Source organism: Aeromonas sp. 600282, from assembly GCF_049175755.1.
Lineage (GTDB): Bacteria > Pseudomonadota > Gammaproteobacteria > Enterobacterales > Aeromonadaceae > Aeromonas > Aeromonas veronii_A.
Genome location: NZ_JAAKVR010000018.1, coordinates 54,185 through 78,198, shown reverse-complemented (window position 1 = coordinate 78,198; position 24,014 = coordinate 54,185). Strand labels below are relative to the sequence as shown.

At 60.6% G+C, this 24,014-nt stretch carries 23 protein-coding genes; 13 read left to right on the top strand and 10 right to left on the bottom strand.

All coding sequences use genetic code 11. From position 1 onward, the window contains the following. Window positions 1-173: 173 nt before the first annotated feature. Window positions 174-2,120, bottom strand: coding sequence for an acetate--CoA ligase (gene acs, locus G5137_RS16635; protein WP_421255682.1), 1,947 nt, complete (start codon window positions 2,118-2,120; stop codon window positions 174-176). Between the two features lie 169 nt (window positions 2,121-2,289). Here acs and G5137_RS16630 point away from each other — a divergent pair, with 169 nt between their 5' ends. Together G5137_RS16630 and G5137_RS16625 are read left to right on the top strand one after the other, a co-directional pair. Then, window positions 2,290-2,568 (top strand): hypothetical protein, encoded by a 279-nt coding sequence (locus G5137_RS16630; protein ID WP_216951969.1) that lies wholly within the window; start codon window positions 2,290-2,292, stop codon window positions 2,566-2,568. A gap of 277 nt (window positions 2,569-2,845) precedes the next feature. Beyond that, complete coding sequence (locus tag G5137_RS16625) at window positions 2,846-3,079, top strand: hypothetical protein (protein ID WP_216951968.1); 234 nt, start codon at window positions 2,846-2,848, stop codon at window positions 3,077-3,079. Here G5137_RS16625 and G5137_RS16620 read toward each other — a convergent pair. From G5137_RS16620 to torC, 6 genes are all read right to left on the bottom strand, one after another. Then, window positions 3,069-3,692 (bottom strand): MipA/OmpV family protein, encoded by a 624-nt coding sequence (locus G5137_RS16620; RefSeq protein WP_216951967.1) that lies wholly within the window; start codon window positions 3,690-3,692, stop codon window positions 3,069-3,071. The two genes, G5137_RS16625 and G5137_RS16620, sit on opposite strands and share 11 nt — an antisense overlap. Beyond that, window positions 3,682-4,821 (bottom strand): hypothetical protein, encoded by a 1,140-nt coding sequence (locus G5137_RS16615; protein ID WP_421222387.1) that lies wholly within the window; start codon window positions 4,819-4,821, stop codon window positions 3,682-3,684. The genes G5137_RS16620 and G5137_RS16615 overlap by 11 nt, the downstream gene beginning before the upstream one ends. Window positions 4,822-4,991: 170 nt before the next feature. Next, window positions 4,992-5,360 carry a hypothetical protein gene (locus G5137_RS16610; RefSeq protein ID WP_216951965.1) on the bottom strand — a complete coding sequence of 123 codons (369 nt, stop codon included), beginning with the start codon at window positions 5,358-5,360 and terminating at the stop codon, window positions 4,992-4,994. A 7-nt stretch (window positions 5,361-5,367) separates the two neighbouring features. Next, window positions 5,368-6,036, bottom strand: coding sequence for a molecular chaperone TorD (gene torD, locus G5137_RS16605; RefSeq protein ID WP_021230390.1), 669 nt, complete (start codon window positions 6,034-6,036; stop codon window positions 5,368-5,370). 99 nt (window positions 6,037-6,135) lie between these two features. Then, complete coding sequence (torA, locus tag G5137_RS16600; protein WP_005338899.1) at window positions 6,136-8,628, bottom strand: trimethylamine-N-oxide reductase TorA; 2,493 nt, start codon at window positions 8,626-8,628, stop codon at window positions 6,136-6,138. A 27-nt stretch (window positions 8,629-8,655) separates the two neighbouring features. Continuing rightward, window positions 8,656-9,822 carry a pentaheme c-type cytochrome TorC gene (gene torC, locus G5137_RS16595; protein ID WP_005343495.1) on the bottom strand — a complete coding sequence of 389 codons (1,167 nt, stop codon included), beginning with the start codon at window positions 9,820-9,822 and terminating at the stop codon, window positions 8,656-8,658. Window positions 9,823-9,967: 145 nt separating this feature from the next. Between torC and torR the strand changes: the two genes are divergently transcribed. Continuing rightward, complete coding sequence (gene torR, locus G5137_RS16590) at window positions 9,968-10,681, top strand: two-component system response regulator TorR (protein WP_266134180.1); 714 nt, start codon at window positions 9,968-9,970, stop codon at window positions 10,679-10,681. A 36-nt stretch (window positions 10,682-10,717) separates the two neighbouring features. Here the strand turns inward: torR and G5137_RS16585 are convergent, their stop codons facing one another. Both G5137_RS16585 and torT read right to left on the bottom strand, forming a co-directional pair. After that, window positions 10,718-11,122 (bottom strand): GFA family protein, encoded by a 405-nt coding sequence (locus tag G5137_RS16585; RefSeq protein ID WP_005338893.1) that lies wholly within the window; start codon window positions 11,120-11,122, stop codon window positions 10,718-10,720. A 37-nt stretch (window positions 11,123-11,159) separates the two neighbouring features. After that, window positions 11,160-12,206 carry a TMAO reductase system periplasmic protein TorT gene (gene torT, locus G5137_RS16580; protein WP_421255681.1) on the bottom strand — a complete coding sequence of 349 codons (1,047 nt, stop codon included), beginning with the start codon at window positions 12,204-12,206 and terminating at the stop codon, window positions 11,160-11,162. A gap of 70 nt (window positions 12,207-12,276) precedes the next feature. Here torT and torS point away from each other — a divergent pair, with 70 nt between their 5' ends. Further along, entirely contained in the window at window positions 12,277-15,102 is a 2,826-nt protein-coding gene (torS, locus tag G5137_RS16575; RefSeq protein ID WP_421255680.1) for a TMAO reductase system sensor histidine kinase/response regulator TorS, read from the top strand. Window positions 15,103-15,150: 48 nt separating this feature from the next. Here the strand turns inward: torS and G5137_RS16570 are convergent, their stop codons facing one another. Next, window positions 15,151-15,435, bottom strand: coding sequence for a hypothetical protein (locus G5137_RS16570; protein WP_076495685.1), 285 nt, complete (start codon window positions 15,433-15,435; stop codon window positions 15,151-15,153). Window positions 15,436-15,759: 324 nt separating this feature from the next. Between G5137_RS16570 and glyA the strand changes: the two genes are divergently transcribed. From glyA to G5137_RS16525, 9 genes are all read left to right on the top strand, one after another. After that, window positions 15,760-17,013 (top strand): serine hydroxymethyltransferase, encoded by a 1,254-nt coding sequence (gene glyA / locus G5137_RS16565; protein WP_005338884.1) that lies wholly within the window; start codon window positions 15,760-15,762, stop codon window positions 17,011-17,013. A 150-nt stretch (window positions 17,014-17,163) separates the two neighbouring features. Next, a complete protein-coding gene (nrdR, locus tag G5137_RS16560) occupies window positions 17,164-17,613 on the top strand; it encodes a transcriptional regulator NrdR (protein WP_005338880.1) in 450 nt (149 codons plus the stop codon). 199 nt (window positions 17,614-17,812) lie between these two features. Beyond that, window positions 17,813-18,922 (top strand): bifunctional diaminohydroxyphosphoribosylaminopyrimidine deaminase/5-amino-6-(5-phosphoribosylamino)uracil reductase RibD, encoded by a 1,110-nt coding sequence (gene ribD, locus G5137_RS16555; RefSeq protein WP_005343507.1) that lies wholly within the window; start codon window positions 17,813-17,815, stop codon window positions 18,920-18,922. Window positions 18,923-18,977: 55 nt separating this feature from the next. Further along, a complete protein-coding gene (locus G5137_RS16550; protein WP_005349507.1) occupies window positions 18,978-19,631 on the top strand; it encodes a riboflavin synthase in 654 nt (217 codons plus the stop codon). A gap of 149 nt (window positions 19,632-19,780) precedes the next feature. After that, window positions 19,781-20,890 (top strand): bifunctional 3,4-dihydroxy-2-butanone-4-phosphate synthase/GTP cyclohydrolase II, encoded by a 1,110-nt coding sequence (gene ribBA / locus G5137_RS16545; protein WP_216979379.1) that lies wholly within the window; start codon window positions 19,781-19,783, stop codon window positions 20,888-20,890. A gap of 276 nt (window positions 20,891-21,166) precedes the next feature. Beyond that, entirely contained in the window at window positions 21,167-21,637 is a 471-nt protein-coding gene (ribE, locus tag G5137_RS16540; protein WP_005338866.1) for a 6,7-dimethyl-8-ribityllumazine synthase, read from the top strand. Between the two features lie 14 nt (window positions 21,638-21,651). After that, the gene (gene nusB, locus G5137_RS16535; protein ID WP_005343514.1) at window positions 21,652-22,065 is read left to right on the top strand and encodes a transcription antitermination factor NusB; all 414 of its coding nucleotides are present in this window, start codon (window positions 21,652-21,654) and stop codon (window positions 22,063-22,065) included. 57 nt (window positions 22,066-22,122) lie between these two features. Beyond that, window positions 22,123-23,082, top strand: a complete 960-nt coding sequence (gene thiL, locus G5137_RS16530; RefSeq protein WP_026034998.1) for a thiamine-phosphate kinase — start codon at window positions 22,123-22,125, stop codon at window positions 23,080-23,082. After that, window positions 23,079-23,573, top strand: a complete 495-nt coding sequence (locus G5137_RS16525) for a phosphatidylglycerophosphatase A (RefSeq protein ID WP_368226847.1) — start codon at window positions 23,079-23,081, stop codon at window positions 23,571-23,573. Before thiL ends, G5137_RS16525 begins: the two co-directional genes overlap by 4 nt. The last annotated feature ends 441 nt before the right edge of the window (window positions 23,574-24,014 follow it).

The following is a 24,014-nucleotide window of genomic DNA, read 5'->3' as shown; positions in this document are numbered from 1 at the left end:
TATTGATTTCGTGAAAATTAGCAGCATTTTACTGGTCTAATCTCTACATCTGGCTATTTATTGAGCTCCACCTCCCTGTGCACCCAGTTTCAGCCGCTCAGGCCGTTTGTACCGCTGTAGAAACAGCAAAGCCGGCACAGGGCCGGCTTTGTCGAGCAACAAACGAAGCGGGATCAGGCTGCTTCCGACTTCTCGCGGATGAGTTTGTCTACTACGCCCGGATCCGCCAAGGTGGAGATATCCCCCAGGCTGTCGGTCTCGCCGGTGGCGATCTTGCGCAGAATTCGCCGCATGATCTTGCCGGAACGGGTCTTCGGCAGCCCCTCCGCCCAGTGAATGACATCTGGCGTGGCGATGGCACCGATCTCCTTGCGCACCCACTCCTTCACCTCTTTGTGCAGCTCACGGCTCGGCTCTTCCCCGGCGATCAGGGTGACATAGGCATAGATGCCCTGACCCTTGATCTCGTGAGGAACCCCCACCACCGCGGCTTCGGCGATCTTGGGATGGGCCACCAGCGCCGATTCAATTTCGGCGGTACCCATGCGGTGGCCGGAGACGTTCAGTACATCATCCACCCGTCCGGTGATCCAGTAGTAGCCATCGGCATCGCGACGGGCACCGTCGCCAGTGAAGTAGCGGCCGGGGAAGGTGGAGAAGTAGGTCTGCTCGAACCGCTCGTGATCGCCGAATACGGTGCGCATCTGACCCGGCCAGGAGTCGGTGATCACCAGATTGCCCTCGGTGGCCCCCTCCAGCGGTTCGCCCATGTTGTCGACCAGCGCAGGTTGCACCCCGAAGAAGGGTTTGGTGGCTGAGCCGGGTTTCAGGTCGGTGACGCCGGGCAGCGGCGTAATCAGGATGCCGCCGGTCTCGGTCTGCCACCAGGTATCGACAATGGGGCAGCGTTCGTCGCCGATGGTGCGGTAGTACCACTCCCAGGCTTCCGGGTTGATGGGTTCACCCACCGAGCCCATGATGCGCAGGCTCTGGCGCGAGGTGCCGGTGACCGCTTCGTTGCCCTTGGCCATCAGGGCGCGGATGGCAGTAGGGGCGGTATAGAGAATGGTGACCTGGTGCTTGTCCACCACCTGACTCATGCGGTTGGTGGCCGGGTAGTTGGGCACCCCTTCGAACATGATGGTAGTGGCGCCGTTGGCAAGCGGCCCGTAGACCAGATAGGAGTGACCAGTGACCCAGCCCACATCGGCGGTACACCAGTAGATGTCCTCTTCGTGGTAGTCGAACACATATTTGAAGGTGAGGGTGGCATAGACCAGATAGCCGCCGGTGGTGTGCAGCACCCCCTTGGGTTTGCCGGTGGAGCCGGAGGTATAGAGGATAAAGAGCGGATCTTCGGCGTTCATCGCCTCGGGCGGGCAGTCGCTGCTGACGGCGGCGGTTGCTTCATGCCACCAGATGTCGCGGTGGTTGTGCCAGGCGACATTGCCGCCGGTGCGCTTGAGCACGATAACCTTGTTGACCTGGGTATCCGGGTTGGTGAGCGCTTCATCCACATTCTTCTTGAGTGGCACCGGACGGCCGCCACGCAGTCCCTCGTCGGCGGTGATGACGATGCGCGAGCCCGAGTCGATGATGCGGCCGGCCAGCGCTTCCGGCGAGAAGCCGCCGAAGACGATGCTGTGTACCGCGCCGATGCGGGTACAGGCCAGCATGGCGATGGCGGCTTCGGGCACCATGGGCATATAAAGGCAGACCACGTCGCCGCGGTGAACCCCTTGTGCTTTCAAGACGTTGGCAAACTTGCACACTTCGGCGTGCAATTCGCGATAAGTGAGTTTGCGATCTTCGGCAGGGTTGTCCCCTTCCCAGATGATGGCGACCTTGTCGCCACGCTCTGCCAAGTGGCGATCGAGGCAGTTGGCGGAGACGTTGAGCTGGCCATCCTCAAACCATTTGATGGAGACATGGCCCGGATCGTAGGAGGTGTTTTTTACCTTGGTGTAGGGCTTTATCCAGTCGAGGATTTTGCCCTGTTCACCCCAGAAGGTATCGGGATCCTCGACGGAGGCCTGGTACATGGCGGCGTAGTCGCCCTTGTCGAGCAGGGCGCTGTTGCTGATATGGGGTTTGACCGGATAGACCTTGCTCTCGCTCATCACTCACTCCTTTGAATACATACTTTTAATAATTAAGTAACAACTTATACCTTTGGCTGATGGGGGCAATTAGACTTTTGGATAGACTGCAACATTTGGTTACAGGGTAATGGGTGACACTCAGGTGGTGAGTGAGTAAAAAGGAGGACTTTGATGGATGGAGGTAGTTATGTTCTCTCTATTGCTCTGTGCATCCCTCTGGCAGTTTGATGTGCCTGTACTGGCAGACAAGCCCCCCAAAGAGTTTGCGATTACGCATCAGGAGCCGTCACAGACCGTGCGGGATCGGGTTGCCGATCAGCTTGGCAACGCATGGCAGGCAAAAAAACCGGGGGCCAAATTTTCCCTCAGTGAGCCTGGATCCCGTTACTCTGGCGACTCACCGCTCACACGCATGCTCAATGAGCGGGATGATGGTGGTGTTCCCACCCTGACGTTTGGCAGATAGTCATATCTATCGCCAGGGGATTTTCCCCTGCGGCACCAATGACATCATCATCCTTTGATGAACGCAGTCGACCTGACGTTGCGTACCAATAGATAATCCCTTTTTCCCCTGTTAAGGGCTTGTGGGCACAGATGTTCAGCCTGAGTTGCAAGCCCTTGCTACCGTGGTCCTTTTGACATCCCGAGAGAGCGTTATGTCGCTAACAGAGGATGTTTATCATGCGCGATCAGAGCGTTAGTGCTTGAGCTGTGCGGCTTGCTGGCAAAGAGGGCTGACGATGATTGACTCTGTTGTAATGGAATTTGGCAACATGGTTGGCATGTTGCCATTTGGTCAGGAAACCTGGAGTGCGCAGCAACAGGATATCCCCCTGATTGCAGGAAGCAGTTGCATTGTAGAGCCTAATGATGCGATGGGTTTGACTGTCTGTGCGTTTTCATTTGGCTGGACCCAAGATAGGTGGGCGCTGGTAAACGTGGAAGTTGCCTGTGGTGTGAGTGTTACCAGCTGAAGCGATAGCTCAGGGTCAGGTTCACGACGGGTTGCCAATCGCGATCCTTGATGAGCCACTGCTTGGCACCCGCTTCTGCGTCGAGTTGCCACTTTTGCCAAGCCCAACTGTGCTCCAGGGTTAGCCCCCAGTCTCGCCAACCTTCATGAGCATCATAAGCGGCCATGTGTGCCTGACTGCCCCGGGTCAGCCAGAGGTTGAGGGAGAGCCCGGCCGGCAGCGGCAGGCTGTGCTCCATGTACCAGAGCTGGCCATAACGGCCAGTGAGGTCGACGAGCTGGGACAACGTCAATTGATGGTCATCATCCAGCTGCCATCCCAGGCGCCACATAGCACTGAAACGGGTACTATCAACCACTGGCATGGATCCAACTCCCAAGGCGATAAAACTCTTTTCATAGAGAGGTAGTGCCAGCCCGGCACTGCTTCCGTTAGTGAAAAGGAGCCCAACCTGGGTCTCCCGTTCATAACCCCACCAGAGTTGGCTGTGCTGGGTTGCGTTACTACTGGCCTGGTTACTATCCAGTTGCCAGCTGCTGCCCAGTAACAACTCCTTTGCTTGCAATGGTAGCGTCACCAGTATTAGCAGCGACAGCCAATACTTATTTGCCATATAGCCGCGCCCAGTCCCGATCCTGATGCATTCCCATCAGATGACAGATGATGCCGGAGCGCTGGAAAGCATAAATAAGCAGTATGCTGGCGGTGCAGAGCAACATGATAAGGCCAAAACTGTTGGGCAGTATGGTGCCCTGACGGGCGGTCCACCACAGTAGCAAGGGGCCCCACAGGTGCACGAAGATGCTCTTGTGGAAGATGAAGACGGTCAGCGAGTACATGCCGATCCAGTTGAGTGGTCGCCAGCAGAGACGGATATTGTGTTGGTGTAGCCAGAGCACGGTACCGATCACCAGAAACTCCATACCCCAGATCCCGGCTCGGCCGATCATGTCCAGCGCCAGTTCGTGTTCGTTGGCGTAGATGTCGTTGAGCTCGACCGTGCTTGTCTCGCCGAACATGAGATAGATGGCCAGCGCCACCAGCGACAGCGTCAGTACCAGACGGTTGAGGCGATCTCGCCATTGTGGGCGCTGATGCCAGCACCAGCCATAGAGAAAGCCGAAACAGCCACTGGCCATGAAGAGGTCGAGACGGGCATCCAGCTCATAGTCTGGGTGAACGTGCAGCTTCATCCAGCTGTCGATATGGCCGAGCAGATCCTGTACGCCGAGTTGATCCAGTAGCAGGCTTAGAAGGGTCAGCAGGAGCATGCCGCGGATGCCGAACCAGGCATACACCATGGAGAAGAGCGCCAGCAGGCACATCCAGAGCATGACCGGGTAGAACGAGATGGCCTCGCCGAAGTTGGGGGCAATGACCAACCCTTCGACATAGAGCATCAGTATGATGCTGGCAAACAGGGCCAGCTTGCTGCCCAGCTGCGGCTTGAAGCTGGCCTGATCGCGGCGGCTCAGGTTGAATGCGGCCAAGGCCAGGTAGATCTGGCTGACCCAGGGGATTAACCAGGCTGATGCGTGTGCTGTCAGCTGATCCATGGGGAGCAGGTGTCCCGCCATTGCCTTGTGTGATACATAGAAGCTGTCCCACAAGGCATGTTCCCGATTGAAGAAATCGATGTACCAGTAGTTGAGGTAACCGGTGTAGTGCTCGAAGACGGCCATGAAGATGACAAGCCCGCGCAACAGATCGAGGCCTGTGATGCGCGCATCCTGTGGAGGCATACGATTGCTCCTGTGTAGTGTGGCGAAAGGAGCGGCACTATATCGGCTTTTGTAAAACTGAACGGGAGCTGAATGTAAGCAAATATTACGGGGAGCTGTACCGATGTGCTTGTAATGACTGGGAAGTGCCTGACCTGGCTGTCATGATTTGCAATATTATTGGCTATTTTTTAGCCTTTCTCTCGGCCAAATGCCTGAATACCGCGCACCAGTACCAGCCAGCCGAGCAGATGGAACGGGAGGGCAAGCAGATAGAGCAGCAGGAAGTGCGACTCGCTGCCGCTGCTGTTGATGAAGTCGATCCAGGCGGCCAGCAGCGCCAGCATGCCGGCAATCTGGAAGCGGCGGCGCAACACCACCTCGACGCCGAGATTGGCAAGGTAGAGGGTGAGCAGGATGCCGGCAAATCCGGTGAGCTGGGCGGTGCCGTAGAGCTCGCGATCCGGGTTGAACAGCAGCGCAATCAGGGGAGTAATGCCCTGATCCAGCGGGATCAGGGCCAGCAGCCAGCATGCAATCAGAAGCAGGGCTGTCTTCATCGCGGCCTCAGTCGGCAGACGGTGCCGGTTTGACCAGAGAGAGGTAGTTGGCATCCATCTTGAGGAAGACCCCCAGCAGACGGGCACTGGCGCCGTAGAAGCCAAACCGGTCGGCGGCGCGACAGGCGCTTTCGAACTTGTCAAACCAGCCCAGCAGATGGCCGTGCAGCAGCGCTTCCTGCTCGTCGAGCCAGCGTTCCCGTTCGGCCGCGCTCTTGGCTTCCGCCGCGCGGATGATGAGATTGCCCATCAGATCCAGCTCGATGGCCAGATGGTCGGCAGGCTCTTTGTATTTATCGCTGACATTGATACCAAGGCGATCGAGGCGGGCCTGCATCTCGGCCATCGGGGCCTGCATCAGTAGCTTTGCCTCGCCACGATAGAGCGATTCGTAGGGCAGGGCGCCCTGTTTGGGATCCACCAGAAACAGGCCGGCGAAGTCGGCGGCGAGTTCCAGTTGGCGATCCGGGCGCACCAGCAGGCGGGCGATGGCCTCGTTGAGTTCGGCCACGGCTTCGCGCATCGGATCCAGGGTGGAGAGGCTTTTCAGGAAGCTTCGCACATCATAGGTGTCATATTCGGCGATCTGCTCATCACTGAGTTCGGCGGCGAACAGGGTGGAGAACCACCAGTAGAGTTCGGCCCGGCGTTCGCTGGTAGCCATAAATTCCTGCATTTTTCCTCCGTGGATGGCAATCGGGAGCCTTGATGGCTCCCGATTCTAACGACTTTAAAAATAAAGGAAACTCAAGGGGGCGCTTTCATCCCCCCAGGGTCAGAGTGCCGGGAACATGGGGTCGATGCCTTTGGCCGATTCCGGCGCGCCGAAGGCAGTGACGGCAGGTGCCTGCCCGCGGAACTTCTCGATCTCCACCAGCGCGGTATGGGCCGTGGTAGCCTGCGCCAGGCTGGAGGAGCCGATGTCGGCGGTCAGCACGTTGGGATCGCCGTAGGTACAGAGAGTGCCCACCTTGCCACCTTCTTGCGGGCCATACCAGGCTCCTTCCTGAATGCGCACCACGCCGGGAGCGTAGTCATCGCTCACCACCAGACCGGCCAATACCTGACCGCGGCCGTTGAACACCCGCACCAGATCGCCGTCCTTGAGGCCGCGGGATTTGGCATCCTGCGGATTCATATAGACAGGTTCGCGACCCTGCACCGTGTAGGTGGCGCGGTAGTTGTCGGAGGAGCAGAGCTGGCTGTGCAGCCGCTTGTCCGGGTGGCAGGATTGCAAGTGCAGCGGGTACTGTTTGCTGCCCGGCCCGCCGTGAGAGCGCTCGTAGGGCTCGATCCAGACCGGGTGGCCCGGGCAATCCCCATAGCCGTAGTCGGCGATGGTCTTGGAGTAGATCTCGATGAGACCGGACGGGGTACCCAGTGGTTCCAGATCCGGCTCCTGACGGAACGACTCGTGGCGCACCCAGGGTTGGCCTGCCGGGAAGGTGACGAAGCCCTCGCCGTGCCAGAACTGGCTGAAACGGGGCAGACGGATGCCGATGCCGCGACCCTGCAGGCGGGCATCGTCATAGATGCTCTGGATCCACTCCAGCTTGCTTTTGCCACCGGTGAACTCGGCCTCGCGACCGAAGCGACGGCAGAGATCGGCGAAGATGTCGTAGTCATCCCGCGCCTCGAACAGCGGCTCAACCACCTTGTACATGGCCAGAATGCCCGCGTTGGAGTGGGAGCCCCACTGCTCTATGTCGTCCCGCTCATAGGTGGTGGTGGCGGGCAGCACGATATCGGCGAAACGGCAGCTGGCGGTCCACTGGTGATCGATGCTGACCACGGTTTCCAGCTTGCGCCATGCGGCGACCATCTTGTTGCGATCCTGCTGGTGGTGGAACGGGTTGTTGCCGCAGAACACCGCCATCTTCATGTGGGGGTAGGTGATGGTCTGGCCGTTGAAGGCGATCTGCTTGCCCGGATTGAGGATGCAGTCGACGAAACGGGCCACCGGAATGTACTTGGAGTAGCCCTTCCAGTCGCCGTCATGGAGTGGTTTAACGCCGGGAATGACCGAGCTGAAACCGGACATGATGGGGCCGCTGGAGGTGATGGTGCCCGCTCCGTTGTAGTGCCAGCCAAAGCCGTAACCGCCCCCCGGCAGGCCGATCTGGCCAAGCATGGAGGCCAGTACCACCAGCATCCAGGCGTACTGCTCGCCGTGGTGCATGCGCTGCACACACCAGCCGCCGATAAGCTGGGTGCGGCCGCTGCTCATGGCGCGGGCCAGCTCGCGGATGGTCTCGGCTGGTACGCCACAGATGGCCGCGGCCCACTCGGCATCCTTCACCTGACCGTCGCTGGTACCCAGCAGATAGGGCAGGAACTTGTCAAAACCGGTGGTGTAGTTCTTCAGGAACGCCTCATCGTGGCGCTTCTCGCTGTAGAGGGTGTGGGCGATGCCCAGCATCAGCGGCACGTCGGTTTGCGGATTCAGGGTCACCTGATCGCAATTGAGGTACTTCTGGGTCTTGGATTTGACCGGATCGACACTGATCACCCGGATCTCGCCCTTGGCCACCTTCTCTTTCAGCTGTGCCCAGTAGTCGTAGACGCTGTGATCCGGCACCAGCCAGCCAACCTGCAGGTTCTTGATGGGATCGGAGCCCCAGATAACGATGGTCTTGCTGTGCTCCAGCACCAGCGGCCAGGAGGTCTGCTGTTCATACACCTCCATGGCGCCGGCCACGTGGGGCAGGATCACCTGGGCGGCACCGGTGGAGTAGTCACCGGCCTTGGCCAGATAGGTGCCGTGCAGGTTCATGGCACGCCCCAACATGGCGCCAGCAGAGTGCAGCTTGCCCACTGACTGCCAGCCGGAGTGGCCGGCATAGAGGGCGCTCGGGCCATAGGTTTTCTGCACCCGCTCCAGCTCGTGATAGAAAAAATCGAGCGCCTGGGACCAGGTGACCCGCACGAAGCGGTTCTGGCCGCGTTCGCTGGTGTCGGACTGGTGCCCCTTGCGCAGCCAGTCCAGCCGCACCATGGGGTAGCGGATGCGGGAGGGGTTGTAGACCACCTCACTCAAGGCTTTGAGCATGTCGGTGGGGTGCTTGTCATGCTCGAACGGCAGGGTCTCGACCCAGCGGCCATCGACCACCCGGGCACGGAAGGCGCCCCAGTGGGAGCCGGACTGCACCAGCTTGTCGCCGGACTCGGCGGCCATCACGGCGCGACCGAGCAGAGAGGGGCCGATCAGGGCAGAGGCACCGCTGGCCAGCAAGCCACCCAGAAAACCACGACGGGAAATATTGATCATCTTGTTATTCCTCTTTCGAATCCGGACTTAGTGGCTGCCCTGACCACCGGTATCGGCGGCATGGTTTTGCAGGTATTTGAGCAGGGTGCGCTCCTCTTCCTTGCTCAGACGGTAATAGGCAGACATCGCCTTGAGTCCCGAAATCCAGCCGTTGGCAGTGAAGTGAGCGGGATCCGGTGCGCCGTGGCAGGAGTTGCAGGTGGATTTGTACATCTCGCCGGCGTAATCCCAGATCGGCTTAAGTGAAGACTCAAAGCCCTTGCCATCGACCCAGGCCTGCACCTGAACCTGCTCCCACTTGATATGGGTGGCGCTGTCGGTCTCCTGCTTGAGCACTTTCTCGCTCGCTTTCAGTTCATCACGGATGGTGGCGACGAAGACCCGCTTGCCCATGTATTCACTCAGCACCCGGCCCTTGCCATCGCTCTCGCGCCACCCTTCGATGGTCACCTTGAGGCGATCGCCGCTGCGGTCTACGACGTCGATGCGGGAGGCAGGTAGCAGTTTGCCGACCGGGTCGGTGCTCTGTTCGCTGGCATAGAGATCTTTTTCACCCAGGTTGTAGAGGGTCTCGGCGGCTGGCGCCTCTTGCGCGTCGTTGACCAGGGTGGCGTAAGTGGCCCGGAAGCCGCCCGCCATATTGGGCAGTTCGTGGGCGATGCCCTTGTGGCACTCGATGCAGTTCATGTTCTTCGCCGCCGCATCTTTCATCGCCAGCGCTGCCGCCGGGGACTGCTTGGCGTGATCCATGTTGTCGTAGCTGTGGCAGGACTTGCAGGTCTTGGAGTTCTGGCTGCTCATCCGCGCCCACACCTTCTCGGCCAGATGCAGGCGCCTGTCTTCGAACTTCTCCTGGGTGTCGATGCTGTGGCCTATGTACTCCTGATAGAGGTCGTTGGCTGCCTCCATCTTGCGGGCCACCTTGCCGACGAAATCCTTCGGCTGGTGACAGTCGGTACAGACCGCCTGTACCCCTGAGGCATTCTTGAAGTGGATGGACTCCTTGTACTCCGGATAGACGGTGTCTTTCATGGAGTGGCAGGAGATACAGAATTCGAGGCTGCTGGTTTTCTCAAAGCCATAGTGCAGGCCGACGGTGCCCGCTAGGGTGACGCCGACGCCCACCAGAAGCAGCGCCAGTACCGACCAGCGGCGGCTGGGGGTGCGCAGGAAGTGCCACAGTTTTTTCATCATGCTCTCTCACATCACTTTTTTGATGGGAGCCATGATAGGGAGGCGTTGTGAACAGGGCTGCCGCCACAAATTAATGAAATAGGGGTATTTATGACAAAATGTGAATAGAATAATCCTCCCTTGTCGACCATCGTGAACCCTGCCCATGAGCTACCACATTCTGGTTGTTGAAGATGATGCGGTTACCCGCGAGAAGCTGACCGGCTATTTCGAGCGGGAGGGCTATCGGGTGACGGCGGTCGAAAATGGCCAGGAGATGCGCGCCGTGCTGGCGGAGCAGCCGGTCGATCTGGTGATGCTGGATATCAACCTGCCGGGGGAAGATGGTCTGCTGCTGACCCGTGAACTGCGGGCGCGCAGCACGGTGGGGATCATTCTGGTCACCGGCCGCAGCGATGCGGTGGACCGGATTGTCGGCCTCGAGATGGGGGCCGACGACTATGTCACCAAGCCGTTCGAGCTACGGGAGTTGCTGGTGCGGGTCAAGAATCTGCTGTGGCGGATCTCGCTGGCGGCCGCTGCGTCGAGCGAGCCTGCGGTGGCTGACGATGCGGTGCGCTTTGGCCCCTGGCGTTTTGACATCCCCCGTCGCCAGCTCAGCAAGGACGGAGTGCCGGTGCGCCTGACCAAGGCCGAATATGAAGTGCTGGTGGCCTTTGTCGCCCATGCCGGGCGGGTGCTCAGTCGGGAGCGGATCCTGACCCTCATCAGCCATCGCGGCGATGGCCCGAGCGATCGCACCATAGATGTGTTGATCCGGCGGCTGCGCGGCAAGATGGAAGCGGATCCACGGGATCCCCAGCTGTTTGTCACCGTCCATGGTGAAGGCTATCTGTTTGCCGGCGAGATAGCCTCCTGACTCCGTTGCGGTGGCCCTGGCCTGTTTGACCGGGTATCAGACCGGCGGGCGGGTATCAAATTGCGGGCAGTCGTCGCCAATCTGGTGCCAGGGCGCCTTGGAGCCAACGAAGATGTGAAACGCGGGCCGCTGGCTCGGCACGTCGTCCAGTACTCCGAGGCGCAGATTGATCTTGCCGCTGCTGCTCTTCTGGCTGAACAGGCTGGAGCCGCAGTGACGACAGAAGGCCAGGGTGGTCTCTGCCGATTTCCGGTAGCGGCCGATGGCCTCTTCCCCCTTCACTATGGTGACCTTGTTGCCATCCAGTCCGCCGACCGAGGCGTAATCTCCCCCTGAAAACTTGCGGCATTCGCTGCAGTGGCAGTTCCCCATATAGTCAAACTGATCCGGCAGGGTCAGGGCGACGGCGCCGCACAGGCAGCTGGCATGTAACTCTTTCATCTCTTCTCCTTGAGTGTGCTAATCGGATTTGGAACGGCTATTCGACCCGATAGACGGGACGAAAAGCGCCATCCGAGAGGGAATCGGCGGGGTCGGTCAGTGGCGCAGACAGCGTCAGAATGGGTGGCCCCATCACCCGCGGACACTGCTCGGCATTGGCATCAGGGTGTTGTAGCAGGCAGACCGCCTGAGCGACCGCAAGGCGCCCCTGCAGCCGCATCTGATCGCTGTTGGCTGCCAGGATCTTGCCCCGGCGCAGGCCCCGCTGTATCCCGTGGCTGAAGTAGGTGCTCAGCACCCGTGGTCTGTCGAGATGGCGCTGCGCCAGCTCGTTGACCGCCACTTCGGCGGCGATGGCGCCCCCCACCAGATAGTCGAGGTCGGGATAGCGGGCCAGCGTCTGCTGCACCAGCGTGCGCTGGATTTCCCGGCTGTTGTCGCCGCGCTCGGTGGTGACCAGCTTGATGGCGCTCCCCTTGATGGCGTCGGCAAAGCCCGGCTCGACGAAGTTGTTGCCGCCACTCGCCTGCGGGCCGGGGAAGAGGGCAACCGAGACCGGTTTGCTGCCAGCGGGGTGACGCTGCGCCAGCCAGTGGCCGATTTGCCAGCCCATCTGGTACCAGGAGACCCCCACCTTGGCCTGCACCAGACCGCTGGGCAGATCGTTGACCAGACCAAAGAGCGGCAGCGGCGTGGCCTCGATGGCCTCGCGCAAGCCCTGATAGCTCACCGCGCCGAGCAAGATGGCGTCGCTCCCTTCCTGCACGCAGCGCAGCAACTGCTGGCGCTGCTCGGCGAGGGCGCCATAGCCCCCCGCTTCGTGGATCTGCAACTTGACTCCCAGCCGCTTCGCCTCGTCCACCATGCCCTGATTGACCGAAAGCCAGTAGGCGTCGCGCAGATGGGGGTAGAGGGCACAGAGGGTCAGCGGTTTGGTTGCGGCGGCGGGTTCCGGCCACTGCTGGCGCAGCGGCTGGCCGCTGAATTCGCCGCCGGGCCAGATATCGACCGCAAAGGCGAGGGCGGCGCGGGGAAGCATTAGCAACCACATGAGCAACAACGGGGAGAGATAGACGCTTCGCATGGCCAGGGGTTTTGTTAAAGTGTTGGGGCATATTATCCGGTCAAAGCCGACCACAACCAAGGGACTTCCCGTGAGAATCTTTTCCGGCCTGGGTGGCAAGTTGCTGCTGGCCTTCTCCCTGATGGCGTTGTTGACCCTGAGTGCCTCCCTGCTGGGCTGGGTGGGGCTTAGCCATCTGCGCCAGCTGGAGCAAGGGGTGCAGCAGACGTTGGCCGATCAGGAGCTGGCCCGCACGCTCTCTCGCCTCAGCGGCGAGATCCAGAGCGCGTCGCGGCTGCTGGCCACAGCAACCAGCGAGCAGGAGCGGGAGCATCAGGGACGCTTGCTCACCCTGCAGGGGCAACAGCTGCAACAGGTGCTGGCGCAACTTGGTCGTGGGCAGGGTTCAACAAGCCTCGATCAGCTCAGTCAGAGCATCATCGGCAATCTGGGCCAGCAGGGTTGGCTGGTGGGAGAGCGCCTGACCCTGATGGTGCAGGGTGAAGCGCAGCGGGCCCGTCTGGTGGCGGCGGCCGGGCAGATTGCCGAGCTGGCGCGCAGCCAGATGGAGAACGCCGAAACCGTGATGGTGGCGGGATTGGGTTCCCTCTACCAACAGCAAGGTGCGCAGGCGACCCGGACGCTGGACCGCCTGCTGGAGCAGGATCTCGACTGGCTGGAGCAGATGACCGAGCTGCGCCATCGCACCCTGATGCAGCAGCAGCGCATCGAAGAGATGTGGCGCAGCGAACGACAGGAACAGTTGCAAACGCTATTGCAAGAGGGGCAGAGGGAGCTGGCTATCTTGCAACTGCGGGCCGGGGTGGTGACCGATCCGGCCCGCAGGCAGGCGGTGGCGCAGGCGCTGACTGTGCTGGCGCAGAGCGACAAGCTGGTACAACTGCGCAGTGACTGGCTCGGCAAGGGGGAGGCGCTGCGGGTGCTGGCCAATGCCAATGAGGCCCTGATGAGCAGCCTCAACCAGCAGGTCGGAGAGCTGGTCAGCCGTGCCCGCGATTCGCTGGGGCAGAGCCAGCAGGCGCTAAGCCAGCGCCTCAGGCTGCTGGAGCAGGCGTTGATGGCCATTGGCCTGCTCACCCTGCTACTGCTGATGCTGCTGATGTGGCGCATGGTCTATGGCCGGATCGTCTGGCCGCTGCAACGGGCGGTGGCGGGGATGAGCCGGTTGGCGCGCGGGGATCTGGCCCCCCTTGAGCCTATCGCCAGTACCGGGCGCGATGAGCTGGCGGAGCTGGGGCGGGCCCTGCAGGTGTTTCGTGACAATGCGGTGGAGCTGGGCCGCTATCAGCGCGAGCTGGAGTCGCGGGTCGAGGAGCGCACCGGCCAGCTCAGCCACGCCAACGAGCGGCTCAATGAGGAGGTGGAGAAGCAGCGGCAGGCCCGCGCCGAGGCAGAGCAGGCCAACCGGGCCAAGTCGGTGTTTCTCGCCACCATGAGCCACGAGATCCGCACCCCCATGAACGGCATTCTCGGGGGCCTGACGCTGCTGGAAGATACCCACCTGAGCGATACCCAGCAGCGATATCTGGCCGCCATCGAGCACAGTGGCGAATCCCTGCTGGAGATCCTCAACGACATTCTCGACTACTCCAAGATAGAAGCGGGCCATGTGGAGGCGCGCCGTGAGCCCTTCCCCCTGTTCCTGTTGGTGGATGAGCTCAGCGCGTTGTTCCGGCCAAAAGCAGAGGCCAAGGGGGTCACCCTGGCGCTGGAGTATGCGCCCGGGCTGGCGCCTGTGGTCGAGGGGGATCTGGGCAAGCTGCGCCAGGTGCTCGGCAACTTGCTCGGCAATGCGGTCAAGTTTACCGCCCGTGGCCAGATTACCCTGACGGTGGCACCTCTTGCCTGCCAAGGCCCTTGCGCCGAGCCCTGCATCCGCTTCGTGGTGCGCGATACAGGCCCCGGCATTCCGGCCGATGAGCAGGAGGCGGTGTTCGAGGCGTTTCGCCAGCGCAAGCGTGATATAGGCCATCAGGGCGGCACCGGGCTGGGACTGGCGATCAGCCGCAAGCTGGTGGCCGCCATGGGTGGCGAGCTGAGCCTTGTCAGCGAACCGGGCAAGGGGTGTGAATTCAGCTTCAGCCTGCCCTTGCAACGCTCGAGTGCCCAGCTGCCCGCCGAGGCGCAACCGCTGCACCTTGGCCAGTCCCGTGACATCCTGCTGGTGGAGGATAACGAGATCAACCGGTTGGTGGCGCACGGCATGCTGACCCGCCTCGGCCATCGCGTCACCCTGGCGGAGGATGGCCGCAGCGCGCTGGCGCTGGTGACCGAGCGCCCCTTCGAGCTGGCGCTGCTCGATATCAATCTGCCCGATATGGACGGCATGACCCTGCGCGAGGATCTGGCCGCCATCAGCGAGGAGATGCATGAGCGGCCGCTGCCCGCCATCGCCATCTCGGCCCAGATGTATCCGGAGGATATCCGCCACTGCCTTGCCGCCGGCTTTGTCGATTTTGTCGGCAAGCCGGTGCGGCTGGCGGTGCTGGCGAACGCCATCGATCAACTATTTCGGCAAGAGGGCGCCGCTATTGAGCCGCAGGTGCAATTATCAGTAGCCGTGCCCCCAACTAACCACCCCGAGTGGGCCAATCCGGTGCTGGATGCCGATCTGCTCCTGCTCGGCATGGCGCGGATCCGCCAGCTGGTCGCGCTGTTTGAGTCGCAAGGGCGGGTGTTGGTGGATAAGTTGGCTCAGGGTGAGGGGAGTGAGCAACGTCAGCTGGCGCACAAGCTCAAGGGGAGTGCGCTGGCGCTGGGGTTGACCGAATTTGCCAGCCATTGCGCGGCTCTTGAGGCGGGAGGCGGTGAGCCTGCGGCAATCGGGGCGCAATTTGACGCGGCGGTGAGCGGGTTGCAGCAGTGGCTGGCGGCCAACAGGGATGCGCCATTCTGATCCCTGCTGGCGATGCACAACGTTCAGAGGGGGCCAGCCCCTGCGCCGTTATTCGCTCTCGCGAAACAGCACCTGCTTGCACTTGGCACAGACCCATTCCCGGCGAAAATCGGTCAGGTGCACCATGCCCACCTCCAGCAACTCGTGGTGGCCGCAGTGATAACAGAAGATGATGTCGCCATCGACTGATTCAGGGTGGGCCGCCAGATAGTCGGCTTTGGTGGGGAGTTGATCCCACGAGGTGGTGGGGACATGCTTGCGTTGGCTGGTGTAGTAGACCCAGTAGAACAGAAAAAAGACAGCCAGGATCACGAATGTCAGCAGATGGTCCATCTTGAACTCCTCCGGTTAGGTGCAGCCCCTCGGATGCATGGCTGCAATCAGCTCCATCATCATTAAATTTGTTTCGAATGAATATGTTACAGGATGGATAAAGAGGGCGTTGTGATCCCCTTCGGGTTTTGCCCGCCCGCAGCGGGATGAAAAATGTGCCGCTTGGCGGAGCGGCCAGGGTATTGAACGGGGAGGGAATCTTGTTTTTTACAACATAAATTCAACATTTTTTTAGGTGGTTGGACTGTCTCTTTGATCCAGCTCACGTTACAATGCCAGCGCCCACTTCACCTAACGCGCAAACGATTTTCAGGAGAGAAACGGATGTTGAAACGTGACATGACCATCGCCAATTATGATCCGCAATTGTGGCAGGCCATCACAGACGAAACCCGTCGTCAGGAAGAGCATATCGAGCTGATTGCGTCTGAGAACTACACCAGCCCCCGTGTCATGGAAGCCCAGGGCTCCCAGCTGACCAACAAGTACGCCGAAGGTTACCCCTCCAAGCGTTACTACGGTGGTTGCGAGTATGTGGATGTGGTCGAAACCCTGGCCATCGAGCGCGCCAAAGAGCTGTTCGGGGCCACTTACGCCAACGTGCAGCCGCACTCCGGCTCCCAGGCCAACAGCGCCGTCTACATGGCCCTGCTGCAGCCGGGCGACACCGTACTGGGCATGAACCTGGCCCACGGCGGTCACCTGACCCACGGCTCTCCGGTCAACTTCTCCGGCAAGCTTTACAACATCGTGCCTTACGGTATCGATGAGTCCGGCAAGATCGACTACGACGACATGGAACGTCAGGCTGTCGAGCACAAGCCGAAGATGATGATCGGTGGCTTCTCCGCCTACTCCGGCATCGTTGACTGGGCCCGCATGCGCGAAATCGCCGACAAGGTCGGTGCCTACCTGTTCGTCGACATGGCTCACGTGGCTGGTCTGATTGCCGCTGGTGTCTACCCGAACCCGGTTCCCCACGCTCACGTGGTCACCTCCACCACCCACAAGACCCTGGCCGGTCCGCGTGGTGGTCTGATCCTCTCCGCCGCTGACGACGAGGAGCTCTACAAGAAGCTCAACTCTGCCGTCTTCCCGGGTGGTCAGGGTGGCCCGCTGATGCACGTCATCGCCGGTAAAGCCGTTGCCTTCAAAGAGGCGCTGGAGCCGGAGTTCAAGACCTATCAGGCTCAGGTCGTCAAAAACGCCAAGGCGATGGCTGCCACCTTTATCGAGCGCGGTTACAAGATCGTCTCCGGTGGTACCGACAACCACCTGATGCTGGTTGACCTGATCGGCCGCGAGCTGACCGGTAAGGATGCTGACGCTGCACTGGGCAAAGCCAACATCACCGTCAACAAGAACTCCGTGCCCAACGACCCGCGCTCCCCGTTCGTCACCTCTGGTGTGCGGATCGGTACCCCGGCCATCACCCGCCGCGGTTTCAAGGAAGCCGAGTCCATCGAGCTGACCCACTGGATCTGCGACGTACTGGACAACCACGATAACGATGCCGTGCTGGCCACCGTGCGTGAGAAGGTGCTGGATATCTGCCGCCGCTTCCCGGTTTATGGCTGATAAGTCAGACCATCCGGTTTGAGACCAATGCCACCTGCGGGTGGCATTGTTTTTTCTGGCTTTTACCGGTTTTGGATGGCCGTGCTACACTGGCCGACCTAGATCCTGGCCCGCCGGGCCGGTCCCTGTTCCATTAACGCCGGAGGTCCGATGCATTGCCCATTCTGTAGTGCGGTTGATACCAAGGTGATCGATTCCCGCTTGGTGGCAGAAGGCCATCAGGTGCGCCGCCGTCGTGAGTGTCTGCTCTGTCACGAGCGTTTTACCACCTTCGAGATGGCCGAACTGGTGATGCCCCGCGTCATCAAGTCCAACGGTTCCCGCGAGCCGTTCAATGAAGACAAGCTGCGCGCCGGCATCCTGCGGGCGCTGGAGAAGCGGCCGGTGAGCATGGAGGCCATCGAAAAGGCGGTCAACCATATCAAATCCCGCCTGCGTGCCACCGGCGAGCGTGAAGTCGCCTCCGAGCTGGTAGGCAATCTGGTGATGGATGAGCTCAAGAGTCTGGACAAGGTGGCCTATATCCGCTTTGCCTCCGTCTATCGCAGCTTCGAAGATATTCGCGAGTTCGGTGAAGAGATCGCCAAATTGGAGAAATGATGGTATCGGATGGGCAAGTGGATATCCGCTTCGCCCCTCTCTACCTCAGGACACGAAGATATTCGCGAGTTCGGCGAAGAGATTGCCAAGCTGGAGAAGTAAACCGCCATTCTCACCCATGTTGCCGCGTCCGATTACGCTGCGCTAATCGAACCTACGATACTGCGTAAAGCCGAGATGTGTTGTCAAAGGAGCCCGAATGTTTAGTCAAGATGATTACCAATGGATGAGTCGGGCCCTCGAACTGGCCCGCCGCGGCCGCTACACCACGGCCCCCAACCCCTGCGTCGGCGCCGTGCTGGTCAAAGATGGCGTGGTGGTTGGCGAAGGGTGGCATCAGAAGGCGGGCGAGCCCCATGCCGAGGTTTACGCCCTGCGCGCCGCCGGTGACAACGCCCGTGGCGCTACCGCCTATGTAACCCTCGAACCCTGCTCCCATCACGGTCGTACTCCCCCCTGCGCCGAGGCGCTGATCAACGCCGGCGTGGCCCGGGTGGTGGCGGCCATGGTCGATCCCAATCCCCAGGTGGGCGGACGTGGCCTGCGGATGCTCTCCGAAGCGGGGATCAAGACAGATTTCGGCCTGCTGGCGAGCGAAGCCGAGGCGCTCAACCCGGGCTTTTTCAAGCGGATGCGTACCGCCTTCCCGCGGGTGACCGTCAAGCTGGGGGCCAGCCTCGATGGCCGCACCGCCATGGCGAGCGGCGAGAGTCAGTGGATCACCTCCCCGGATGCGCGCCGTGACGTGCAGCGGCTGCGGGCCCGCCACGATGCGGTGCTCTCCAGCGCCGAAACCGTGCTGGCCGATGGCGCTTCCCTGACCGTGCGCTGGGACGAGCTGCCCCCCTCGGTCAAGGCGAGCTACCCCAAAGAGACCCTGCGCCAGCCGCTGCGGGTCATCGTCGATTCGCAAAACCGCCTCACACCCGACTTGCCGCTGTTCCAGAGCGAGAGCCCGGTGCTGCTGGCCCGTCACAAGGCGTCCGGCGAGTGGCCCGAGTGGGTGCAGCAGTTGGAGCTGCCGCTGCTGGATGGCAAGCTGGATCTGGTCAGCCTGTTCATGTTGCTGGCCAAACAGAACGTCAACTCGGTGCTGGTCGAGGCGGGCCCGCGGCTCTGCGGCGCTCTGCTGGAAAAAGGGCTGGTGGATGAGCTGGTGCTCTATCAGGCTCCCAAACTGATGGGTGACGAAGGGCGCGGCCTGTTCCATCTGCCGGGTCTGACCCGGCTGTTCCAGGCCCCCAAGCTTGCCATCAAGGATGTGCGCATGGTGGGGCCGGATATTCGCATTACCGCCAAAATAGCCTGATTTATCAATGTTCAAGGGGGCATAATCAGTCCCCGTCATCAGCAAGGTGATCTGCATGTTTACCGGAATTATCGAAGCGGTGGGAACCCTGGCCGAGCTGCGCCGTCAGGGCGATGACATGGCCCTCACCGTCCACGCACCAGGTCTGGATTTTAGCGACGTCAAACTGGGCGACTCCATCGCCACCAACGGCGTCTGCCTCACCGTGGTGGCGCTGGGCGACAAGAGTTATACCGCCGACGTGTCGCTGGAAACCCTCTCCCGTACCGGTTTTGCCGCCGCCAGAGTGGGCGATCGGGTCAACCTCGAGAAGGCGCTGATGCCCACCTCCCGCCTCGGCGGCCATCTGGTCTCCGGCCATGTGGATGGGGTAGGGGAGGTGAAAAGCGTCTCCAGCAGCGGCCGCGCCATCGAGTACTGGATCAAGGCGCCGGGGGAACTCTCCCGCTATATCGCCGAGAAGGGCTCCATTGCGGTGGATGGCATCAGCCTCACCGTCAACGCGGTGCAGGGGGACCTTTTCCGCCTGACGATCGTGCCCCACACCGCGCAGGAGACCACTATTGCCAGCTGGAAGCCGGGTCACAAGGTCAACCTCGAGGTCGATCAGATCGCCCGTTATCTGGAGCGGCTGATGATGGGAAAAAGTCAGGAGAGCAGCGCCTCGACCCTGACCATGGAGACGCTGGCCAAGGCCGGTTTTCTCTGACGGTGTGCGCTGAGTCTGGCCACCAAAACGATTTTCTGTGATCCCGCTCTGATTGAAATGGAGCCGCTAGCCCCAATCTAGAGCAACATACACACGCATTTGCGTTGAGCCTGCGGGCTCAACCCCCAAGCACACTGATGGAGTAGCCCATGGCGCTGAGCACAACCCAGGAAATCATTGCCGATATCAAGGCTGGCAAGATGGTGATCCTGATGGATGACGAAGACAGGGAGAACGAAGGGGACCTCATCATGGCCGCCTCCTGCGTCCGTCCGGAGGATATCAACTTCATGGCCCGCTACGGCCGTGGCCTCATCTGCCTGACATTGACCCGGGATCGCTGCAAGCAATTGGCGCTGCCGCTGATGGTGGATCGCAACAATGCCCAGTTCTCCACCGCTTTTACCGTCTCCATCGAGGCGGCGGAAGGGGTGACCACTGGTATCTCAGCCGCCGATCGTGCGGTGACCGTGCAGGCGGCAGTGGCGCCCAATGCCAAGGCAGCCGATCTGGTGCAGCCGGGCCACATCTTCCCGCTGATGGCGCAGGATGGCGGCGTGCTGACCCGTGCCGGCCACACCGAAGCGGGCTGCGATCTGGCCCGTCTGGCCGGTTTCGAGCCTGCCGCCGTCATCGTCGAGATCCTCAACGAAGATGGCACCATGGCGCGCCGTCCGGATCTGGAGCTGTTCGCCGAGGAGCACGGCATCAAGCTTGGCACCATCGCCGACCTTATCGAGTACCGCAACCAGCACGAGACCACGGTCGAGAAGGTGGCCGAGTGCAAGCTGCCCACCGAGTTTGGCGAGTTTGACCTCATCACCTTCCGCGACACCATCGACAATCAGGTTCACTTCGCCCTGAAAAAGGGTGAGGTGCAGGCTGATCAGCCGACCCTGGTGCGCGTCCACCTGCACGATGTGCTGAGCGATCTGCTGCTGACCGACCGCCATGCAGCACGCAGCTGGCCGCTGCCTAAATCCATGGCCCGCATCGCTGACGAAGGCGGCGTGCTGGTGATCTTGGGAGCGGAAGCACACGGCGCCGAGCTGCTGGCCCGGGTCAAGGGCTTTGAAGCCGCTGACAAGGGACTGGCACCGGAAGGGGCCAAGTGGCAGGGCACCTCGCGCCGGGTTGGCGTGGGTTCCCAGATCCTCAAGGCGCTCGGCGTGAGCAAGATGCGCCTGTTGAGCTCGCCGAAGAAGTACCATGCCCTCGGCGGTTTCGGTCTGGAAGTGGTTGAGTACGTCGGCGAGTAAAGCTCTACCAGAGAAGTACCACCCCCTTCCGGGTGGTTTCGGTCTGGAAGTGGTTGAGTACGTCGGCGAGTAACGTTCTACCAGAGAAGTACCATCCCCTTCCGGGTGGCTTCGGTCTGGAAGTCGTGGAATTTACCGGCGAGTAAGTGCGCCGGACTGGTTAAATCGCGATCATGGCCGTCTATTGCGGCCATGGTTTTTGTCGTGGGTCTGTTGTGCTAGAATGTGCGCACTTTTGACTCCGGCCCTTTTGATTGCACAGATACAGGATTTCCAATGAAGGTTATCGAAGGAAATATCGCCGCTCCTGAGGCGCGCGTTGCTATTGTTGTTGCCCGTTTCAACAGCTTCATCAACGACAGTCTGGTGAACGGTGCGGTGGACGTACTGAAGCGTCAAGGTCAAGTGCAGGACAGCAACCTGACACTGGTAAAAGTGCCGGGCGCGGTTGAAATGCCATTGGTCATCAAGAAGCTGGCCAAGAGTGGTCAATACGACGCCATCGTGGCGGTCGGTACTGTCATCCGTGGCGGCACCTATCACTTCGACCTGGTGGCAAACGAGAACAGCAAGGGCATGGCCCAGGTAATGATGGAATATGAAATTCCCGTTGCCTTCGGTGTGTTGACCACTGAAAACATTGAACAAGCCATCGAGCGTGCAGGTACCAAGGCGGGTAACAAGGGTGCAGAGGCTGCACTGGCAGCGCTCGAAATGATCAACGTCCTGAAAGAACTGGACGTGTAACGAGGAGAAGTACATTGAAACCGTCTGAGCGCCGTAAAGCCCGCCATTGCGCCACCCAGGCCATCTACCAGTGGCAGATGACCAAGGCTAACGTGGGTGACATCGAAGAGCAGTTCAAGATCGATCAGGACACCAAGGGTGTAGACCTGAACTATTTCCGCGATCTGCTGTTCGGGGTAGCCCTCCACTGCAGCGAGCTGGACAAGGTGTTTGCACCTTTCCTCTCCCGTCCGCTGGAAGAAGTGGACATGGTGGACAAGGCGATCCTGCGTCTGGCGACCTACGAGCTGACCCGTCGTGATGATGTACCGCCGCGCGTGGTCATCAACGAAGCGATCGAGCTGGCCAAAGCTTTTGCTGCCGATGACAGCCACAAGTTTGTCAACGGTGTACTGGACAAGGTGATCAAATCGCTGAACAAGCGTTGATCCTGCTGTCCGTCAGCATCTAAGAGAGGAGCCAGCTTATTGCTGGCTTTTTACTGTATGGGTGAATTTGAGCTGATTGATAAGTACTTCAAGGTTCCCCACGCCCGCAAGGACGTGGTGATGGGCCCTGGAGATGACTGTGCCCTGCTGACCCTGCCCCCCGATACCCAGCTGGCGGTGAGCACCGACACTCTGGTGAGCGGCGTACACTTCTTTCCCGACATGGATCCGGTGGATCTCGGCTACAAGGCGCTGGCGGTCAATCTCTCCGATCTCGCCGCCATGGGTGCCGAGCCACGCTGGGTGTCGCTGGCGCTGACCCTGCCTGCCATCAACGAAGGTTGGGTTGCCGGTTTTGCCGAAGGGTTTCTGGAGCTGGCCGAGTACTACAACGTGGCGCTGGTGGGCGGAGACATGACCCGCGGGCCGCTCTCCATCACCATCTCGGTGAAGGGGTCGGTGCCTGCCGGTCGCGCCCTGATGCGCAGCGGCGCCAAAGCCGGTGACGGCATCTATGTGACCGGCACTTTGGGAGATGCCGCGCTGGCGCTTTCCCACCTGCTGGGCAAACGCACCCTCAACGAGAACCAGCTGGCAGCTGTGCTGCCACGGCTCGACCACCCCCATCCCCGCATTCTGGCCGGTCAGGCGCTGCGCGGGCTGGCGGGTAGTGCGCTGGATCTCTCCGACGGTCTGGCATCAGATCTCGGCCATATCCTCAAGGCCTCCGGCGTGCGTGCCCAGATCGATCTCGATCTGCTGCCGCTCTCGCCGGTGTTGCAGGATGCGGTGAGCGAGCAGGAGGCGTGGCAACTGGCGCTGGCCGGTGGCGATGACTACGAGCTCTGCTTCACCGTACCGGAGGAGCACCGCGGCGCGCTCGATACGGCGCTGGCCCACAGCGGGGTCAAGTTCAGCCGCATCGGCCGCATCGTGGCGGGCGAGCCGGGCATCGACTACCTGCGTGGCGACCAAGCGGTCGAGCTGCAACTGAAAGGGTGGGATCACTTCGCATGAGTTTGTTCAGGATAAAGCCCGAGCTGACACGACTGGATCTGAAAAATCCGCTTCATTTTTTGGCGGTGGGGTTTGGTTCCGGCCTCAGCCCCAAGGCGCCGGGCACCATGGGCACCCTGGCGGCCATTCCGCTCTACCTGCTGGTGAGCGGGCTGCCGACCTATTGGTTTATCGCCTTGCTGGCGGTGGGTTTTGTTGTGGGGATCCGTATCTGCCAGAGCGCCACCGATGCCATCGGCGTGCCGGATCACGGCGCCATCGTCTGGGACGAGGTGATCGGCTTTGGCGTTACCATGATCGCAGCGCCAGCCGGTTGGGAGTGGGTGGTGGCGGGCTTCGCGCTGTTCCGGTTGTTTGATGTGCTCAAGCCCTGGCCCATCTCCTGGTTTGATCGCCGGATCCACGGTGGCCTGGGCATCATGCTGGACGATCTGATCGCCGGCCTGTTCGCTCTGTTTTGTATGCAATTACTGGCATTCTGGCTCGGTTGAGAGCCATCTTCCGGGGGATGACCGTTCTGGCATCCCCCGATTTATATCTGCTTAATTTTCATTCATCGGCATATGCTGCCGTTTATCATCCATTTCACATAAATATTCACTACTCATTCGGGGCTGGTGATTGTTTTGGAAATAGTGATAAATGCTGCTTGTTGCGTTGTTGTTGAAATTAAAGTAATGATACCAATAGATGTACGGACGCACCGGCCATTTGTGTGATGAAAATCATCATTTATCTCTGCCGAATTGGTGGTTATCTGCACAAAACATTGCGGAATTGTATAACTCAATCATTTACACCCGTGGTCAAACCGTCTAAGTTACTCGCGGGTTATTCCAAAAAAATGCAAAAAACCCGCCCGGATCGCTGGTTTCGCTGCCTCATGGATTGAGCAAATATTGCCCAAGGTAACAACCGGCATCTGCGGCTGA

Bases quoted from the DNA above. Each gene is read 5' to 3' on its own strand.
- acs (WP_421255682.1), bottom strand. From the start codon at position 2,120: ATGAGCGAGAGCAAGGTCTATCCGGTCAAACCCCATATCAGCAACAGC.
- G5137_RS16630 (WP_216951969.1), top strand. From the start codon at position 2,290: ATGTTCTCTCTATTGCTCTGTGCATCCCTCTGGCAGTTTGATGTGCCT.
- G5137_RS16625 (WP_216951968.1), top strand. From the start codon at position 2,846: ATGATTGACTCTGTTGTAATGGAATTTGGCAACATGGTTGGCATGTTG.
- G5137_RS16620 (WP_216951967.1), bottom strand. From the start codon at position 3,692: ATGGCAAATAAGTATTGGCTGTCGCTGCTAATACTGGTGACGCTACCA.
- G5137_RS16615 (WP_421222387.1), bottom strand. From the start codon at position 4,821: ATGCCTCCACAGGATGCGCGCATCACAGGCCTCGATCTGTTGCGCGGG.
- G5137_RS16610 (WP_216951965.1), bottom strand. From the start codon at position 5,360: ATGAAGACAGCCCTGCTTCTGATTGCATGCTGGCTGCTGGCCCTGATC.
- torD (WP_021230390.1), bottom strand. From the start codon at position 6,036: ATGCAGGAATTTATGGCTACCAGCGAACGCCGGGCCGAACTCTACTGG.
- torA (WP_005338899.1), bottom strand. From the start codon at position 8,628: ATGATCAATATTTCCCGTCGTGGTTTTCTGGGTGGCTTGCTGGCCAGC.
- torC (WP_005343495.1), bottom strand. From the start codon at position 9,822: ATGATGAAAAAACTGTGGCACTTCCTGCGCACCCCCAGCCGCCGCTGG.
- torR (WP_266134180.1), top strand. From the start codon at position 9,968: ATGAGCTACCACATTCTGGTTGTTGAAGATGATGCGGTTACCCGCGAG.
- G5137_RS16585 (WP_005338893.1), bottom strand. From the start codon at position 11,122: ATGAAAGAGTTACATGCCAGCTGCCTGTGCGGCGCCGTCGCCCTGACC.
- torT (WP_421255681.1), bottom strand. From the start codon at position 12,206: ATGCGAAGCGTCTATCTCTCCCCGTTGTTGCTCATGTGGTTGCTAATG.
- G5137_RS16570 (WP_076495685.1), bottom strand. From the start codon at position 15,435: ATGGACCATCTGCTGACATTCGTGATCCTGGCTGTCTTTTTTCTGTTC.
- glyA (WP_005338884.1), top strand. From the start codon at position 15,760: ATGTTGAAACGTGACATGACCATCGCCAATTATGATCCGCAATTGTGG.
- nrdR (WP_005338880.1), top strand. From the start codon at position 17,164: ATGCATTGCCCATTCTGTAGTGCGGTTGATACCAAGGTGATCGATTCC.
- ribD (WP_005343507.1), top strand. From the start codon at position 17,813: ATGTTTAGTCAAGATGATTACCAATGGATGAGTCGGGCCCTCGAACTG.
- G5137_RS16550 (WP_005349507.1), top strand. From the start codon at position 18,978: ATGTTTACCGGAATTATCGAAGCGGTGGGAACCCTGGCCGAGCTGCGC.
- ribBA (WP_216979379.1), top strand. From the start codon at position 19,781: ATGGCGCTGAGCACAACCCAGGAAATCATTGCCGATATCAAGGCTGGC.
- ribE (WP_005338866.1), top strand. From the start codon at position 21,167: ATGAAGGTTATCGAAGGAAATATCGCCGCTCCTGAGGCGCGCGTTGCT.
- thiL (WP_026034998.1), top strand. From the start codon at position 22,123: ATGGGTGAATTTGAGCTGATTGATAAGTACTTCAAGGTTCCCCACGCC.
- G5137_RS16525 (WP_368226847.1), top strand. From the start codon at position 23,079: ATGAGTTTGTTCAGGATAAAGCCCGAGCTGACACGACTGGATCTGAAA.